The sequence below is a fragment of the Streptomyces griseus subsp. griseus genome (genome assembly GCF_000720255.1).
Classification (GTDB): domain Bacteria; phylum Actinomycetota; class Actinomycetes; order Streptomycetales; family Streptomycetaceae; genus Streptomyces; species Streptomyces griseus_I.
The window spans coordinates 1-14,272 of sequence record NZ_JOJE01000073.1 but is presented as its reverse complement, the minus strand read 5'-3'; the positions used below and the strand labels follow the sequence as shown (position 1 = coordinate 14,272).

The window sequence follows — 14,272 nt, the reverse complement described above, 5'->3', positions numbered from 1 at the left end:
GACTTCCTTGTCGAGCTTGGTCAGGAACTTCTTGAACTCGACGGCCCGGTGGCGCCGGTGCAGGGAGCCGATCACCTTGCCGGTGGCGACTTCCAGGGCGGCGAACAAGGTGGTGGTGCCGGCGCGGACGTAGTCATGGCTGCGGCGTTCGGGAACGCCCAGAACCATCGGCAGCACGGGCTGGGACCGGTCGAGGGCCTGGATCTGGGACTTCTCGTCCAGGCAGAGCGCTAACGCCTTCTCCGGCGGGTCGAGATACAGGCCCGCCACGTCGCGGACCTTGTCGATGAACAGCGGGTCCGTGGACAGTTTGAACGTCTGCGAGCGGTGCGGCGCGAGCGCGAACGCACGTCAGATCCGCGAGATCGCCGACTGCGACATGCCCGTGGCCGCCGCCATCGACCGGGTCGACCAGTGGGTGGCGTTCTTCGGCTTCTCCTCGAGTGTCTTGACGATGACCCGCTCGACGTCCGCGTCGGTGATCTTCCGCGGGACGCCGGGCCGCGGCTCGTCGGACAGGCCGTCCAGGCCGCGTTCGAGGAAACGCCGCCGCCAGGTGCGGACCGTGTCCGCAGTGACCCGCAGCAGGCGTGACACCTCCATGATCGAGTGCCCGTCGGCGCATTCCAGCACGATCCTTGAGCGCTGGGCCAGCGCCTGAGTCGTCGTGCGGCGACGCACCCAGCCCTCCAGCAGGGCCCGCTGGGCATCGGTCACCAACAACGGCGGAATCTTCGGACCCGGACGACTCATACCGAACCAACGACGAATCTCCGACTCAGGTCACTAGCACCACTGACCACACCTCCACACACGACACGCCGCAGCCATCCCGTCCGGCCCTCGTCCCAGACGGCCTGAGACGCCAATCAGGGACATCCGGCAGGCGCCCTGCCCCACCGGACCGCCCCGGAAGAGGAACGCATCGCCCCCGACATTGCGCGCGATGACCGCTGCCCACGTCGCAACCCTGCTCCGGGACATCGCCAGGAGGAACAGTCGAACTCGCCCAGCCCTGACGCCAGCATCAAGACCGCACCCGCAGCCGGTCCAACCGCGTGTGCGCCAGAACGACAGCCATCACAGCCACAGACGACATCATCGCGCCGTGACCCCGGACAGCATGCAGCAGTACGCCCTGGGACCATACGCCGGCGCTCTGCCCAGTACGGGAGATCCCCTGAATCCTTCCTGATGACGACTCATGCCGGCGGCACGCCAGGCCCGCAGGGCCGGACGCACCGGACCCACCGCCGGCTGGTCACGCGATGCCCGGTGAGGCGATGCGCCTCTCGCACCTGGTGTGCGGTATCTCTGATCACGCAACGCCCGTCATGAAAGCGACCAGCCACCGACAACACCTGCTCAACACCCATGCGGCAAGCTGCCCCACCGCGCGCGGCGGCTGCCGTCGCGGAGGTGCACGTGGCTCATGTCTTCAGTCAGGGGCGCAGGCTGACATAACACATGCTAGGACCTGTCAGTCTTGCGCTGACAGATGGCGCACGGGCCGATCTGATCGACGGGGCAGGTGAGCGCGCAGGGGTCGGGCTCAGTGAGCGGCGGCACGCCTGGTGTGGTGTGTGGTCATTTTCTCTGGTCCTGTTCCGGACGGCCGACGCGGCGCCCGGGGAAGAATACGCCTGCCAGGGATACAACTGCCTGATTCCAGTGCCGACGGGGGCTCTTGGCCGCCCGCGCGAGTGATCTCGCCGAGCACGGCTCGCGCAGGCCCGCGTCACGGGGCTCGGCGGGGCATGAAGAGGATCCTGCCCCTGAACGCGGCGCTAGCTTTGGCGCTCATCATCCCGGCTGCGGCGCCGGCGGTCGCCGACTCCAGCGCGTGCACCCATCACTTCTCAGGCCCGCAGGTGTGCATCCCCCTGGAGGGCCACAACTCCTCCAACAGCATCACGGAAAACTGGACGAACCCGCGAAGAAGGCGAGGACGCGGGGCATGCGACTCACGCTGGACAGCGAGCAGCTCGGCAGCGTGCAGACCGCCCGCCGGGTTGGCCGGACGTTCAGTTACACGTGGTCGACGATGGACACCGGCACGGACACGAAGGTGTGCGTGAAGTTCACCGGAATCAGCCAGGTGGCCTGCGACGACCAAGTACATCGGCAACCCGGCCTCGTTGTAGGACAGGGCCCCGACTTACGGAACAGACGCGTTGTGGCTGAGCGCTTCAATGAGCCCCTCTGCGTGTCTGAGTTGACCACGTCCCGTGCCCTCAATCAGAAGGAGTGCGCCTGGTGAACTCGATCGTGCAACCGGATGGAGCCGCAGGCGAGCAGCCGGATCGAGTGGCCGCCGCACGCCGCGAGCTCGCCAAACACGGGCCGCCACGAAGGCCCGACGGCGGTCCGGACTTCGCCACCGTCACGCTGCCGGAGCGCGACTGTGATCAAGTACGTGACCTCTTGATGGAAGGGCGAGTTGGCACGGTCGTCGAGATCGGGCTCGCCCATGCCAGCTCGCCGAGGGCGACCGCGCCGACCGGCTGCTGGGCCTGCCACTGACCCGGGTCCGGCGGGCCGGCCTGCCCAAGGGGGTGCCGCCCGAGCCAGTCGACCATTTCCATAAGCTATGAATATAAAAATGCTATGCTTCGACCATGAGTCGTCAAGACAGCGCTCCTGGCGCGTCCGCCGCCATCGGGGCAGCCCTCTACGGCCTGGCCACCAGGGCCGCGAGACGCCTGCCCCGGGATATGAGCCTGACGTCCGCCGCCACCCTGGCCACCCTGGACCGGACCGGCCCACGGCGCATCACCGATCTGGCCGCGGTCGAGGGCGTCACCCAGCCCGCGATGACCGCCCTGGTCCGAGTGATGGAGGAGTCCGGCCTGGTCGAGCGGCGGGGCGACGCGTCCGACAAGCGGGTCACGCTGGTGTCCCTGACCGAGGCCGGCGCCTCCTATGTCCGGACGCGGCGCCAGGCGGGCGTCCACGCGTTCGAGCGGTTGATCGGCGAGCTCACCGGCGACGAGGTCGAGGCGCTGGTGGCGGCCCTTCCGGCGCTGAAGCATCTGGCAGAGCTCGAAAGCCAGGACCGCGAAGGGCCGAAGCAGTGACCGGGCAGCCGGTCGGCGGGGCCGCGGTGAAGGCGTTCCCGGTGGCGCGTGCCGAGACGCGGCTGCTGGTCCCCGCCCTGATGTTCATCGCTCTGGTCGTGGCGGCGGTCGCCAGCCTCGGGACGCCGCTGATCACCAGCGTGGCGACCTCGTTCCACGTCTCGCTCGGCAGCGCGCAGTGGACGCTGACCGTCGCCCTGCTCAGCGGCGCCGTCGCCACGCCGGTCCTGGGCCGGCTCGGAGCCGGCCCGCACCGGCGGGCCACGATCCTCGCCACGCTGGCGGTCGTCGTCGTCGGCAGCGCGCTCACCGTGCTGCCGCTGCCGTTCGCGTGGCTGCTGGCCGGCAGGGCGGCCCAGGGCGTCGGGCTCGGCCTGACGGCGCTGATGATGGGCGTGGCCCGGGACCACCTCCCCGAGGAGCGCAGCGCGGCCGTGATCGCCCTGATCTCGGTGGTCTCGATCATCGGGGCCGGCGTCGGCTACCCGCTGGCCGCACTGCTCGCCGAGCTCGGCGGGGTACGGGCCGCCTACGGCCTCGGCCTGGTCGTCACCGCCGCCGCCCTCCTGACCGCATGGCGCTCCATGCCCGAAGCCCCCGAAGGCCGCTCCGCCCACGTGGACGTGGCAGGCGCGGTCGTCCTCGCCGCTGCGCTGCTCCTGGTGTTGTTCCTCGCCGGCGAACGGAATCTGTGGAGCCGGCACCTCGCCGTGGCGGCGGGCCTCGCCGTCGTCGCGGCGGTGCTGCTCTGCGTCTGGGCCGTCATCGAGCTGCGCAGCACGACGCCCCTGGTCGATGTGCGGGCGGTGCGGCACCCGGCGGTCGCCGGGGCGAACCTCGCCATGTTCGTCGGCGGGATCGGCATGTACCTCCTGCTCACGCTCATCACCCGGTACGCGCAGACGCCGCACGGCGCCGGCTACGGCTTCGGGCTGACGACCTTCGTCGCCGGGCTGGTCCTCATCCCGTTCTCGGTGCTGGGGTTCGTCGCCGGCAAGCTCACACCGCGGGTCCGGACGCGGATCGCCGACCCCCTGCTCCTGGCCGGCAGCGCCGTCGTGGTCGGCGGCGGGTTCGCCCTGTTCGCGGCGGCCCGGTCGGACCTGGCCGAACTGTTCTCGGCGATGGGCGTGCTCGGCTTCGGCGTCGGCGGCTTCTCGGCCGCGATGCCCGGCGTCATCCTGGCCATCACCCCCAAGAGCGAGACGTCGAGCGCCATGAGCTTCAACTACGTCGTCCGCAGCGTCGGGTACTCCCTGGGCAGCGCCATCGGCGGCCTGATCCTCGCCGCGGGCACCGGCCCCGGCCACCTCTTCCCCGACGACAGCGCCTACACCACCGCGGCGCTGGTCGGCATCGGCGCCATGGCGATCACGACGCTGACAAGCCTCGCTCTCGCCCGCCGACGCCCGTCCGAGACCAACCCGTAAGAGCTCGCGCAAATAGGTGGTGTGGCGAGCCTCTGCAGCAAGGCGGGCACCGGCCCCGATGAACATGGAGTCGCGACACTCTGTGACCACTGGAGAGACTGTGCCCGTCCTGCCGTCACGGCCGTCAGTCCGCCGCCTTGGGCCGCCAACCGGAGGCCCAAGCATCGAGATGGGCGAGAGATTCTCGAAGGGTCCTGCCCTGTTCAGTGAGCAGGTACCCCTCGCCGGCGTTCTCGACGAGGTCGGCCTGTCCAAGCTCGCGAAGCCTGTCTGCCAGGACGCTTGATGAGACGCCGCCGCATCGCTGCTGGAGCTGGCGGAAGGTCGGAGATGAGCCGTCTCGCAGCTCCCATAGGACCCGCAGCGCCCAGCGTCGGCCCAAGAGGTCCAGGAGCGCCATGATCGGGCGCCCCGAGTGCGAGCCGCGGACCCGGCGGCCTGGGAGTGGTGTTGGTCGTGTCATCTGCTTCCCTTTCCAAAGCGTCAATGTTAACGTCTCGCTATGCCTCTGAAATCGAAGCAGCCGCGCATCGAACCGCTCTCGCCGCCCTATGGCGAGGGAGCCAGTGAGGCCCTTGAGCTCCTCGGGTATTCACCCATCCAGCTGTTCCGGGTGTGGGCCCGCCGGCCCGAGCTCGCCCGCTCCATCGCGGGCTGGGGAAGCTACTACTTCTCTCGGCGCTCCGCTCTCACTCTGCGATAGCGCGAGCTGGTCATCGACCGGACCACCGCGCTGGGTGGCGCCGACTACGAGTGGGCCGTGCACGTCGCGTGTTTCGCCGAGAAGGCGGGACTCGACGCGGCGCAGCTCGCGCGTCCCTCGCGGATGGAAGGCCGAGGGACGACTGCTGGCACACCACCGATCGTGCCGTGCTCGAAGCGGTCGACGAGCTCCATGCGACCTTTGACTTATCCGACGACACCTGGGCGAACCTGTCGCTGTCGCCGATGAAGATGCGGCACTCGATCTGGTCTTGGTCTGCGGTTGGTACCACGCCATTTCGTTCGCCGTCAGGGTGCTCCGCATGCCCCTTGAGCCCGGCACCGAGCCGATCTCCGCACACTGATCTAAGTCAGATGCACTCATCCCAACACTGGAGGTTCCCATGCCCAAGGGCTACTGGGTCAGCGTCTACCGCACCATTTCCGACCCTGAGAAGCTGGCTGCTTACAACAAGCTGGCCCGTCTGGCCGTCGAGCCCGGGGGCGGCCGGACCCTCGTCCGTGGTGGTCGGGTCGTGGCGTATGACGCCGGAATCGCCGAGCGCACCGTCCTGGTCGAGTTCGACAGCTTCGAGCAGGCCGTCGCGGCGCGCGAGAGTGCGGCCTACCAGGAGGCGCTGGTCGCCCTCTCCGACGGCGTCGAGCGCGACTTCCGGATCGTCGAAGGCATCGACTGACCGAGGTCCAGTCGGATCTTCACTGAACGCTCACAGAGCGCCAAGAGGCTCGACTCGCCGAGGTGCTGTGCAACGGCAGCTACATCCTCACCCCGCTCGGCCACGACGCCCGCGAGGCCCTGCGTTCTGTCACCGAGTGGTCGCGGCGGTGGGCTGCCGAGCTTGCCGACGCCCCGCCCACTGCCGCCGAGGGTGCCGGCGCAACCGGCTCTGACAGCGGTCCGCGCGCGGGACACCTCAGCTTTTCGGCCCGTAACCACAGGACTGGAGACCACGGACCATGACAGAGTTCCCCTCACAGGCGGCGCGAACCGCCGTCGCCGCTGCCCTGGCCGAGGATGAGTCGGGCCAGGACATCACCACCGCGTGGAGCGTTCCCGAAGGCATGGCGGCCGTGGCCGAGATCCGCGCCCGGCAATGCGGCATCACCGGCGGTCTCCCCGTGGTCGCCGAGGTCTTCGCCCAGGTCGACCCCGAGGTCACAGTGGAAGCGCTCGTCCCCGACGGCGCCCGGCTGACCGGCGACGATGTCCTGGTGCGCCTGTCCGGCTCGGCACGCAGCCTGATCACCGGGGAGCGTACGGCGCTGAACTTCCTGCAGCGCATGTGCGGCACCGCGACGCTCACCGACCGCTACGTCCAGGCCGTGGCCGGGACCGAGGCGCGCATCCTGGACACCCGCAAGACGGCGCCGGGCCTGCGCGCCCTGGACAAGTACGCGGTGACCGTCGGCGGCGGCCGCAACCACCGGCTCAACCTCGCGGCGATGGTACTGCTCAAGGAGAACCACATCGCCGCAGCAGGCGGCGTGACCACCGCGATCGACGCGGTCCGGCGCGGGATGGCGCGCACCGGGCAGAAGGTGGAGACCGATGTCGAGGTGCAGACCGTGGCGCAGGCCGTTGCGGCCCTCGATGCCGGGGCCCGCTGGATCATGCTCGACAACATGCCGGTGACCGACATCGAAATGGTCGTGAAAATCCGGGCCGAGCGTGCCGACGCCTCCCGGATCCTGCTGGAGGCCTCGGGCACCGTCCGTCTGGACAGCGTCCGCGCCATCGCCGAGACGGGAGTCGACCTCATCTCGGTCGGCGCGTTGACGCACAGCGCGCCCGCGCTGGACCTGACGATGCTGCTGACGACCGACTCGGTGCCATGCCCGAGGTAGTGGTCATCGACGCGTGTCAGCGGCAGGGCCGGGGCGGCAGCCCGACCGCTGTTCTCGACGAAGCGTCGTTCACCGACGCGGAGCGATGCCGCATTCCCGGGGAACTGGGCACTTCGCACGCCGTCTTCATCCGTGCCACCGGAGTTGAGCGCGGCCGTCCCTCGTACTCGCTCCGGTTCTTCACCGCCGAAAGCGAACTGCCTGCCTGCGGCCACGGCACCGTCGCGGCCTTGGCGCTGCTCGCCATACGCGAAGGCGGCAGCGACCACCACGCCGTGCTGCGTACGACGAGCCGCAACTTCGAAGGCAGGGCCATCCGAAACCGCGACAGCGTGACGCGTCGTTCGACCCGGGCCCGGTGAACCTGCGTGTCGCCCAGGCACCCGAGCTCAGGGCGGTCACAGCCGGCCTCGGCCTGGACCGATCAGGGATGGCTGAGCCTTCTCGGTCGCAGCCACAAGGCATTTCAGGAGCAGGTGCCCTTCTGGGCTGAGGGAGCCCTACGGCCGTTCCTCGGCGGGCACGCCTACTACCTGGGAGGTTACGCGGGCTTCAATCAACTGGGGCACTTCGACCGGCTGACGCTCGCCAGCCGCATCTTCGGACGCCTCCTGGTCGAAACGGAGATCGGACACGTTCGTACCGTGCTGACCAACTGGGGCTACCAGTACGGCCAGGAAAACGACACGGGTGTGCCCTCGGTGATGAGCCAGCCCCTCCTCCTCAACCGCAGCCCCCACACCCGTGACCTCACGACCTCGTTCTTTGATCGTGTCCGGCGCGAGGAACTGCTGACCGACTGGGGTATGCGGACCCTGTACGCGGTTCACCGGGCCGTGGCCGACCTCGGCTTCTGCGCCCCCCAGCTCCGATCTCCACCTCTGAAGTGGTCAGCCACGCAGGGGTGCCACCGGTGTGGGCCGAGTGGGTGGAACGGTGGAACGCCACGACGACCATGACGCACCGCTCCCGCCTCAACAGCCGCGCCGCGCTGCTGAAGACCGGGCGATGGATTGCGGCGGAGCAGCCGGAAGCCGCTGATCCCGGCGCGTGGACCCGCCCGACGCGTGCGGCCTGGATCGCGGCAGTCGACCGCATGAAGATCGGCGACTTTGTCGTGCGCGCCAGCAGTCTCCAAGAGCGCCTAGGGCAGCCGCTCCAGGCTGCTTCGAAGGCCAGCCTCGTCCGTGCAGTGAGGGTCTTCTTCCGGGACATTCAGGACTGGGAGTGGCTTCCCCGCAAGTTCGACCCTTTCCGCGCTCTCGCCGTGCCGCGCAACATCAATGCCATGATCGGTCCCAGCCCCCGGGTGATCGCCGATGATGTCTGGGCCCAAGCTGCTCTGGGCCGGGCTCAACCTGGAGGCCTCCGACATTCCCCGAGGCAAAGCCGGCCTCATCTACCCCGTGGAGCTGTTCCGTGCCATCACGCTGACCTGGCTGTTCTCCGGTCAGCGCAGCAACGAGATCGCGCGCCTGCACCTCGGATGCATCCGGTGGCAGCACGACGGCGCTCCCGTCGCCGGCAACTCCGAGGGCATCGCCCGGGCTGCTGTCTGCCTGCTGGACGTACCCGCTCACAAGACCGGAACGGCGTTCACCAAACCGGTTGACCCACTGCTCGGACAGGCGATCAACGCCTGGCCGACTTCCTGTTCTCCTACCGCGCTCGCGCCGTCTCCAGCGGCCAAGTCAACAGCAGCATCATCCCCATGCTTTGGGGGGAAGGCCGGTGTTCCTGCAGCCGATGTCCGCGGCAACATCACCAGCCACCGCCCGCTCCCCCATCGCCGGCCAGCTGTACAACGCGAAGGAACCCATGACCCTGTTCGAGCTGCAGGCCTGGCTTGGACATCGTTCCCCGGAGTCCACCCAGCACTACGCGAAGATCAGCCCCAACAGGCTGACCAAGGCCTACAAAGACGCCGGATACTTCGCCCGCAACGTACGCACCCTCGAAGTCCTCCTCGACCGTGAGGCCGTCGCATCAGGCGCGGCAGCAGCCGGCGAACCTTGGCAGCACTCCGACCTGGGGCACGGCTACTGCACCTACACCTTCTTCGAACAATGCCCACACCGCATGGCCTGCGCCCGCTGCGACTTCTACACCCGGAAAGACTCCAGCAAAGCCCAACTCTTGGAAGCGAATGGCAACCTACAGCGCATGCAGGCCACGATCCCGCTGACCGACGAAGAACAGGCCGCCGTCGACGACGGCCAGGCCGCGCTGGACCCTCTGTTGGAGCGTCTGGCGGACGTCCCTACTCCGTCCGGCACGGCCCCTCGTCGGCTCCTGCCCGTCACCGAAGTCCGGCAAAAGAACACGCCGCCGCAAGCTTGGCCGTGCCCTTCGCTGAGTGCTGACTCAGTGCTGGCGGGCGGCTGCCGATGTGGCCAGTTCGGCAAGCTGGATGGTGTCCGGCAGGCCGGTGAGTTCGGCGCATGCTTGTTCGGCGCAGGAGGATGCCATCCGGGCCGCGTTATTGAGAGCGCCGGTGCGTGTCAGCACATCGAGGACGTCTAGGTGTGCGGTGACGGGGTCGGCACCGCCGCGGAATACGGTGGTCAGGCGGTTGCGGTCGGCTTCGTCGGCGGCTTCGTAGGCGAGCAGGACGGGCAGGGTGGGTTGGAGGTTGGCGACGTCGCTGGTGGCCGTCTTGCCGGTGACCTGCTCCTCGGCGGTGTAGGGGAGCAGGTCGTCACGGATCTGGAAGGCCATGCCGAGCTGTTCCCCGTACCGACGCAGGGCCTGGTGCTGCTTGGGGGTTGCTCCGGCCAAGATGGCGCCGGCCTGGCAGGCGGCGCCGGTCAGCGCGGCGGTCTTGGCTTGCATGATGTTCAGGACGGTCGACGCTCCGCAGGTCAAGTCGCCGCGGATTTCGGTTTCGCGCATGAGGCCATGGCACATGTGTCGCAGGGCCTCGATGGTGACCCGTGCTGCGTGGAGCACATGCTCGGCGGGGCCGGAGCTGAGCAGGGCCGCGATTCCAGCCATCGACAGTCCGTCGCCTGCCACCAGGGCCTCGGCGAGGCCGTACTGCTCGGCGGTGGAGGCCCGCCCGCGGCGTACCGGGTCCTGGTCGATGATGTCGTCGTGGACGAGGCTGGCGACGTGCAAGCATTCGATGCCGGCCGCGAAAGCCAGCACCTGGTCGGCGGTGCCGCCGACGGCTTTGGCCGACTCCATGCACAGCACGGGGCGAAGGAGCTTGCCCGGGGGGAACAGCGCGTCCAGACAAGCCAGCTCCAGCAGGCTGTCGCCGCTGCCCACCCAGCGCAGCAACTCGGCCTCAAGGAGCGGAATGTGGGTGCCGTCGGCTGGAGTCACGGCTACGGACATGACACGTCCTCTCGATGGTCAGCAGGGGATGACAGCGCGCATGGCGGGACGCCACACGTTGAGGCAGTGGCTCATGGATGGTTGGACCGGCCGGTGTAGCACGTCCTGGCCTGCGGCCAGGACGCCGGCCACGTGCAGCCCGAAATGCTCGACCACCGCGTTGATATAGGAGCTGACGGGGGTGTCTTCCCATTCAACCGCCAGGGCGGGCAGCCCATCAGTGACGCGCGCGGCCTCGAAGGCGATGAGGTCAGCCATCGCCGGCGTCCACCGTTTGGCCTTGACGTCCTCGGGGCACACCCCGAACTGGTCGAGATCCTCAAGAGGAAGGTAGAGGCGGCCGTCGTCGAGGTCCTCCGACAAGTCGCACAAGCAGTCGGTCAGCTGGCAAAGTTCGGCGAGCTTATACACCAGCGGTTGCGCTGCGGTGAGTTCGGTGCCGGCCATGGCCCACGTGATCCCGTAGAACGGGGCGCCGGCGACCTGCCCGGCCCACTGGCACAGTTCCGCGTAGGTGACGAAGTCACGGAAGCCCACGTCGCGCTGCATCCCGATGAACATGTCCTCGATCAGTGACAGTGGCATGCCGAAGGTCCGGTAGGTGTGCACCGTGGCATGCAGGACGGGATCGCATGAGCCGCCGCCGGCGAATGCTGCCCAGGTGGCCTCCGCGAAATCGTCAAGCTGACGCTGACGATCCTCTACCGGCCCGGTGTCTGCACAGACATCGGCACGGCACCCATGTGCTGCCAGCGCCGCCATGTAAGGCCGTGCCGCTGCAGGCGCGGCGCGCACCCCAGCGTAGGCGTCGCGCGCTCCGCCGATACCGTAAACCTCCCGCGCGCACACCGTGTAGCAGTCCCGGAGGACGGGATCAGTGATACCCGCCGCGTCCAGCCATCGCCGTACCAGCATCTGTCAACACTTTCTGCTCAACCGGCTCCCTTCCGGGGCCAGGGGCTTCGCTCCGCGACGAGGGCGCGATACGTCCCTCGTAGGGTGCCTTGTGACCTGTCGTACGGGGGGCGTCGCCTACCGGGGCGTCGACGTGGCCCTTCCCGGGGGCGCAGGTTGCCGGTGCCTGGGTGGCCAAGGCAAACGGAGGGGCGGTCTTGTGGTTAGGGCGTCTTTGGTGCGGCGGTGGAATGCGAGCAGGCCCAGGAGTGCGGCGCCGGCGAACCACAGGATCTGGACGGCCAGACCGCTGGGCAGGGGTGTGTGGGTGAAGCCCGCGGCGGTGGCGGCCTGCATGGTGCCGTAGGTGGGCAGGAACTGCACGGCCGCGCTTTTGGTGCCGCCGCTGGCCAGGGGGTTTTGCAAGCCGACATCGACGAGGCTGGTCATGACCAGGGCGAACATGCCCTCCACCTCGCGGCGCAGCAGGGAGCCGAAGACGACGCCGAGCGCCCCGTAGGTCATAGCTCCGCAGAACAGGGCCGCGGCGAGCTGCACGGGCTGGCGCGGGCTCCAAGCAGTGCAGATCACCGCTGTGGCATAGGCGGCGATGGTGCCGGAGGCCAGGGTCAAAGACGTGGTCTTGGCCAGGACGAGATGGATGCGGGGGTAGCCAGCCATGGCCAGGCGGCGGTCGAAGCGTCCGCCGCTGAACGTGACGGCGAACATCATGAAACCGGTGATCAGGGTGACGGCGTTGATGGCACCGGTGATCTGCGTGATCTGGTCGCCAGCCGGTGCCAGGAGCCGGCCGGTCGCGCGCAGCCTGAAGGCCACGGGCCTGCTGGGGATGACGGCGTAGGCCAGGCTGATCCAGGACGGAATGAACAGGGCGACCAGGACCATGGCGAGCCTGTTGCGGGCGTGCTCCACCAAGTCGAAGCGGGCCGCTGTCACGTACAGACGCAGGTGTCGCCTCACGCCGACACCGCCGTCGCAGGATGCAGGACGCCGCCCTGAAGCCGCCACAACTCGTCCAGACGTTCGGCGTCATAGGCCAGATGCGAGACGACAAGGACAGAGCGACCCGCATCACGCAACCGTGCCGCCAAGTCCCAGAAGCGCTGGTAGGTCTCCCAGTCGAAACCCTGGTAGGGCTCGTCCAGCAGCAGCACCTGCGGGTCATGCATCAGCGCCAGCGTCAGGTTCAGCTTCTGACGGGTCCCGCCACTGAGCTGTCCGGCCCGCTCATCGGCGTACTCCGATAATCGCAGCACCTCCATGACCTCCCCGGCATGCCGCAGATCCGACAGCCCCCGCGCGACGCGGAAGAGCTCCAGATGCTGCCGCACAGTCAGAGCATCGTTGACCACCACGTCCTGCGGGCAGTACCCGAAACGGTCTCCATGACGGACCGTGCCGCACTGCGGGCGCAGCTCACCAGACAAGATCTTCAACAGCGTGGACTTGCCCGCACCGTTCTCCCCGACGATCCCGGCCAGCACACCAGGCCGCAGATCAAGCTGCAAGCCCCGCAGAACCTCACGACGACCGTACGCGTGACGCACATCCCGAACCTCCACTGCACCCCCGGGCCCGAAGACGGTGGCACGCAGGCTGCTGACCACTCGCCGTCACGGCAAGGCTAGGCATCACGTATGGTCAAAACCGGGACAAGATCATTGATTAGCCCGTACGAGTGAAGACGTGTTTGTAAACGGCGCTCGGCCAAGGTGACCGCCCGCGCTTGCCGATCCGCCGTGCGAGGCAATGCCACCGACAAGATCGACGGGACACCATCCCGGCCCGTGCGTGCGCGCCCGAGGGCACTTGACAATCCTGATTCCACAGAGTGCAGGTGTGGCATGCCATGTGGCTGCAGCGCATCGATCGCAAGATTGCAGCGGTGACCAAACACCAGGCCGAAGAAGAACGCGGCCGTCGAAACAGGCCGCAGCGGCCTGAGTGGATCGTCGAACTTGGCATCGGCAGCCGACGCCCGCCAGTCCAGGTCCATGCGGGTGACTGCCACATGGCAAGCACACGCCGCTGCTCCATCAGCAGACGAAGCCCGGCGGCTGCTCGCTTCAGGACTGCGGGCCTGCCGTCACTGCCAGCCCGACAGGCAGCTGCGCATCCTCGACTGACCCGCACCGCCGCGGTGCGGCACGGCAGGTCAGTTCTCGCTCGGGATGCGGGCCGCGATCTCCCGCGCCAGCCGGTCCGCCTCCGGTGAGACGGGACCGCCCTCCTGGGCAATCACAAGCAGCAGGCCCAGGAGGTCGTGCGCCTCTTCCAACGTCAGCAGCGCGAGCCTTTCGGTGTTCTGCTCCATCGGGGCAAACTCCAGGCATCCAGGTCGAGGTGGTCGTAATCGTCCATGAACTGGGCAACGTACCCGCCTGCCAATCGGTCACGCGTTCACGCGGCGCACACCGCATGTGCTTGTTGCTGGACCTCCGCTCGCGCGGAGAGCACCCGGCCTGGCCCGGCCCGCCGATCCGTGGACGGGTCACCTCCGCTCGCGCGGAGAGCACACCTGCATGAAGCCCACAGACGGGTGGCCTGCCGGGTCACCTCCGTTCACGCGTCACGGCACTTGAGGTTTCAGCACCCCCGTGCCGACACACCCGCACACGCCCCAACCGCCTTCACACGGGCTCAGCACGAAACGGCGAGGGTCAGGCTCCCAATGTCACCGGCGCGGCAGGAGAGGCGGAGACCGTATCTGCGGCGGGTCAGGGCTCGATGAACGGCAGGGCGACGGCGTGCAGTTTGGTCTGGAGGTTGATGTCGCTGGTGGCGACGTACCACGCGGAGCCAGGGTGGCGGGACAAGCGTCATGGGTTTTCTCGTGGGCTTGATTGGGCTTGATCCGCTTTGGCGGACATCCGAGATCAGGGGTTCTGCCCCGGGAGGATGTCCATCATGGAGAGCATGGGGAAGAAGAAGCCTCGGCCTCGT

Annotated in this window: 17 protein-coding genes and 2 pseudogenes; 10 read left to right on the top strand and 9 right to left on the bottom strand. The window is 68.3% G+C overall.

The genetic code is table 11. From position 1 onward, the window contains the following. A pseudogene (locus IG99_RS52445) lies at positions 1-270 on the bottom strand (IS630 family transposase); the annotation flags it as partial. Between the two features lie 81 nt (positions 271-351). Beyond that, on the bottom strand, positions 352-717 hold the full coding sequence (locus IG99_RS52440) for a helix-turn-helix domain-containing protein (protein WP_463607371.1): 366 nt from the start codon (positions 715-717) through the stop codon (positions 352-354). Between the two features lie 1,240 nt (positions 718-1,957). Here IG99_RS52440 and IG99_RS42130 point away from each other — a divergent pair. From IG99_RS42130 to IG99_RS42115, 4 genes are all read left to right on the top strand, one after another. Next, complete coding sequence (locus tag IG99_RS42130; RefSeq protein WP_037684103.1) at positions 1,958-2,260, top strand: hypothetical protein; 303 nt, start codon at positions 1,958-1,960, stop codon at positions 2,258-2,260. Next, on the top strand, positions 2,257-2,523 hold the full coding sequence (locus tag IG99_RS49340) for a hypothetical protein (protein ID WP_158973365.1): 267 nt from the start codon (positions 2,257-2,259) through the stop codon (positions 2,521-2,523). Before IG99_RS42130 ends, IG99_RS49340 begins: the two co-directional genes overlap by 4 nt. A 191-nt stretch (positions 2,524-2,714) precedes the next feature. After that, positions 2,715-3,077: a MarR family winged helix-turn-helix transcriptional regulator gene (locus IG99_RS42120; RefSeq protein ID WP_037684100.1), complete on the top strand. Its 363-nt coding sequence runs from the start codon at positions 2,715-2,717 to the stop codon at positions 3,075-3,077. Next, entirely contained in the window at positions 3,074-4,507 is a 1,434-nt protein-coding gene (locus IG99_RS42115; RefSeq protein WP_037684097.1) for an MFS transporter, read from the top strand. Before IG99_RS42120 ends, IG99_RS42115 begins: the two co-directional genes overlap by 4 nt. A 124-nt stretch (positions 4,508-4,631) precedes the next feature. Here the strand turns inward: IG99_RS42115 and IG99_RS47065 are convergent, their stop codons facing one another. Beyond that, positions 4,632-4,907 (bottom strand): winged helix-turn-helix transcriptional regulator, encoded by a 276-nt coding sequence (locus IG99_RS47065; protein ID WP_199815729.1) that lies wholly within the window; start codon positions 4,905-4,907, stop codon positions 4,632-4,634. 102 nt (positions 4,908-5,009) lie between these two features. On the opposite strand from IG99_RS47065, the gene IG99_RS51160 reads away from it, so the two are divergent. The 5 genes from IG99_RS51160 to IG99_RS48380 all read left to right on the top strand — a co-directional run bounded on the left by IG99_RS51160 (position 5,010) and on the right by IG99_RS48380 (position 8,034). Further along, the gene (locus IG99_RS51160; RefSeq protein ID WP_234312150.1) at positions 5,010-5,210 is read left to right on the top strand and encodes a hypothetical protein; all 201 of its coding nucleotides are present in this window, start codon (positions 5,010-5,012) and stop codon (positions 5,208-5,210) included. 403 nt (positions 5,211-5,613) lie between these two features. Further along, positions 5,614-5,907, top strand: a complete 294-nt coding sequence (locus tag IG99_RS42110) for a DUF1330 domain-containing protein (protein ID WP_037684096.1) — start codon at positions 5,614-5,616, stop codon at positions 5,905-5,907. A gap of 280 nt (positions 5,908-6,187) precedes the next feature. Next, positions 6,188-7,075, top strand: coding sequence for a carboxylating nicotinate-nucleotide diphosphorylase (gene nadC / locus IG99_RS42105; RefSeq protein WP_051866592.1), 888 nt, complete (start codon positions 6,188-6,190; stop codon positions 7,073-7,075). Beyond that, on the top strand, positions 7,075-7,437 hold the full coding sequence (locus IG99_RS42100) for a PhzF family phenazine biosynthesis protein (protein ID WP_051866591.1): 363 nt from the start codon (positions 7,075-7,077) through the stop codon (positions 7,435-7,437). Before nadC ends, IG99_RS42100 begins: the two co-directional genes overlap by 1 nt. 114 nt (positions 7,438-7,551) lie before the next feature. Beyond that, entirely contained in the window at positions 7,552-8,034 is a 483-nt protein-coding gene (locus tag IG99_RS48380; RefSeq protein WP_037684095.1) for a hypothetical protein, read from the top strand. Between the two features lie 1,405 nt (positions 8,035-9,439). Here IG99_RS48380 and IG99_RS42085 read toward each other — a convergent pair. The 5 genes from IG99_RS42085 to IG99_RS49335 form a co-directional block, all read right to left on the bottom strand. Continuing rightward, positions 9,440-10,414 (bottom strand): polyprenyl synthetase family protein, encoded by a 975-nt coding sequence (locus IG99_RS42085; RefSeq protein ID WP_037684092.1) that lies wholly within the window; start codon positions 10,412-10,414, stop codon positions 9,440-9,442. Between the two features lie 18 nt (positions 10,415-10,432). Beyond that, positions 10,433-11,329 carry a phytoene/squalene synthase family protein gene (locus tag IG99_RS42080; protein ID WP_037684083.1) on the bottom strand — a complete coding sequence of 299 codons (897 nt, stop codon included), beginning with the start codon at positions 11,327-11,329 and terminating at the stop codon, positions 10,433-10,435. Positions 11,330-11,446: 117 nt separating this feature from the next. After that, positions 11,447-12,289 (bottom strand): ABC transporter permease, encoded by an 843-nt coding sequence (locus IG99_RS42075; protein WP_037684082.1) that lies wholly within the window; start codon positions 12,287-12,289, stop codon positions 11,447-11,449. Continuing rightward, positions 12,286-12,891 (bottom strand): ABC transporter ATP-binding protein, encoded by a 606-nt coding sequence (locus tag IG99_RS42070; RefSeq protein WP_037684105.1) that lies wholly within the window; start codon positions 12,889-12,891, stop codon positions 12,286-12,288. The genes IG99_RS42075 and IG99_RS42070 overlap by 4 nt, the downstream gene beginning before the upstream one ends. Before the next feature lie 62 nt (positions 12,892-12,953). Further along, positions 12,954-13,325, bottom strand: a complete 372-nt coding sequence (locus IG99_RS49335; RefSeq protein WP_158973364.1) for a hypothetical protein — start codon at positions 13,323-13,325, stop codon at positions 12,954-12,956. On the opposite strand from IG99_RS49335, the pseudogene IG99_RS52280 reads away from it, so the two are divergent. Next, a pseudogene (locus IG99_RS52280) lies at positions 13,215-13,455 on the top strand (DUF6233 domain-containing protein). The gene IG99_RS49335 and the pseudogene IG99_RS52280 overlap by 111 nt on opposite strands. A gap of 29 nt (positions 13,456-13,484) precedes the next feature. Here the strand turns inward: IG99_RS52280 and IG99_RS49920 are convergent. Further along, positions 13,485-13,643 (bottom strand): DUF6417 family protein, encoded by a 159-nt coding sequence (locus IG99_RS49920; RefSeq protein ID WP_234312148.1) that lies wholly within the window; start codon positions 13,641-13,643, stop codon positions 13,485-13,487. Between the last annotated feature and the right edge of the window lie 629 nt (positions 13,644-14,272).

What these genes read in the sequence shown, in the direction of transcription:
- IG99_RS42130 (WP_037684103.1), top strand. Translation starts at nt 1,958, where the DNA reads ATGCGACTCACGCTGGACAGCGAGCAGCTCGGCAGCGTGCAGACCGCC.
- IG99_RS42120 (WP_037684100.1), top strand. Translation starts at nt 2,715, where the DNA reads ATGAGCCTGACGTCCGCCGCCACCCTGGCCACCCTGGACCGGACCGGC.
- IG99_RS47065 (WP_199815729.1), bottom strand. Translation starts at nt 4,907, where the DNA reads ATGGCGCTCCTGGACCTCTTGGGCCGACGCTGGGCGCTGCGGGTCCTA.
- IG99_RS51160 (WP_234312150.1), top strand. Translation starts at nt 5,010, where the DNA reads ATGCCTCTGAAATCGAAGCAGCCGCGCATCGAACCGCTCTCGCCGCCC.
- IG99_RS42110 (WP_037684096.1), top strand. Translation starts at nt 5,614, where the DNA reads ATGCCCAAGGGCTACTGGGTCAGCGTCTACCGCACCATTTCCGACCCT.
- nadC (WP_051866592.1), top strand. Translation starts at nt 6,188, where the DNA reads ATGACAGAGTTCCCCTCACAGGCGGCGCGAACCGCCGTCGCCGCTGCC.
- IG99_RS42085 (WP_037684092.1), bottom strand. Translation starts at nt 10,414, where the DNA reads ATGTCCGTAGCCGTGACTCCAGCCGACGGCACCCACATTCCGCTCCTT.
- IG99_RS42080 (WP_037684083.1), bottom strand. Translation starts at nt 11,329, where the DNA reads ATGCTGGTACGGCGATGGCTGGACGCGGCGGGTATCACTGATCCCGTC.
- IG99_RS49335 (WP_158973364.1), bottom strand. Translation starts at nt 13,325, where the DNA reads ATGGACCTGGACTGGCGGGCGTCGGCTGCCGATGCCAAGTTCGACGAT.
- IG99_RS49920 (WP_234312148.1), bottom strand. Translation starts at nt 13,643, where the DNA reads ATGGAGCAGAACACCGAAAGGCTCGCGCTGCTGACGTTGGAAGAGGCG.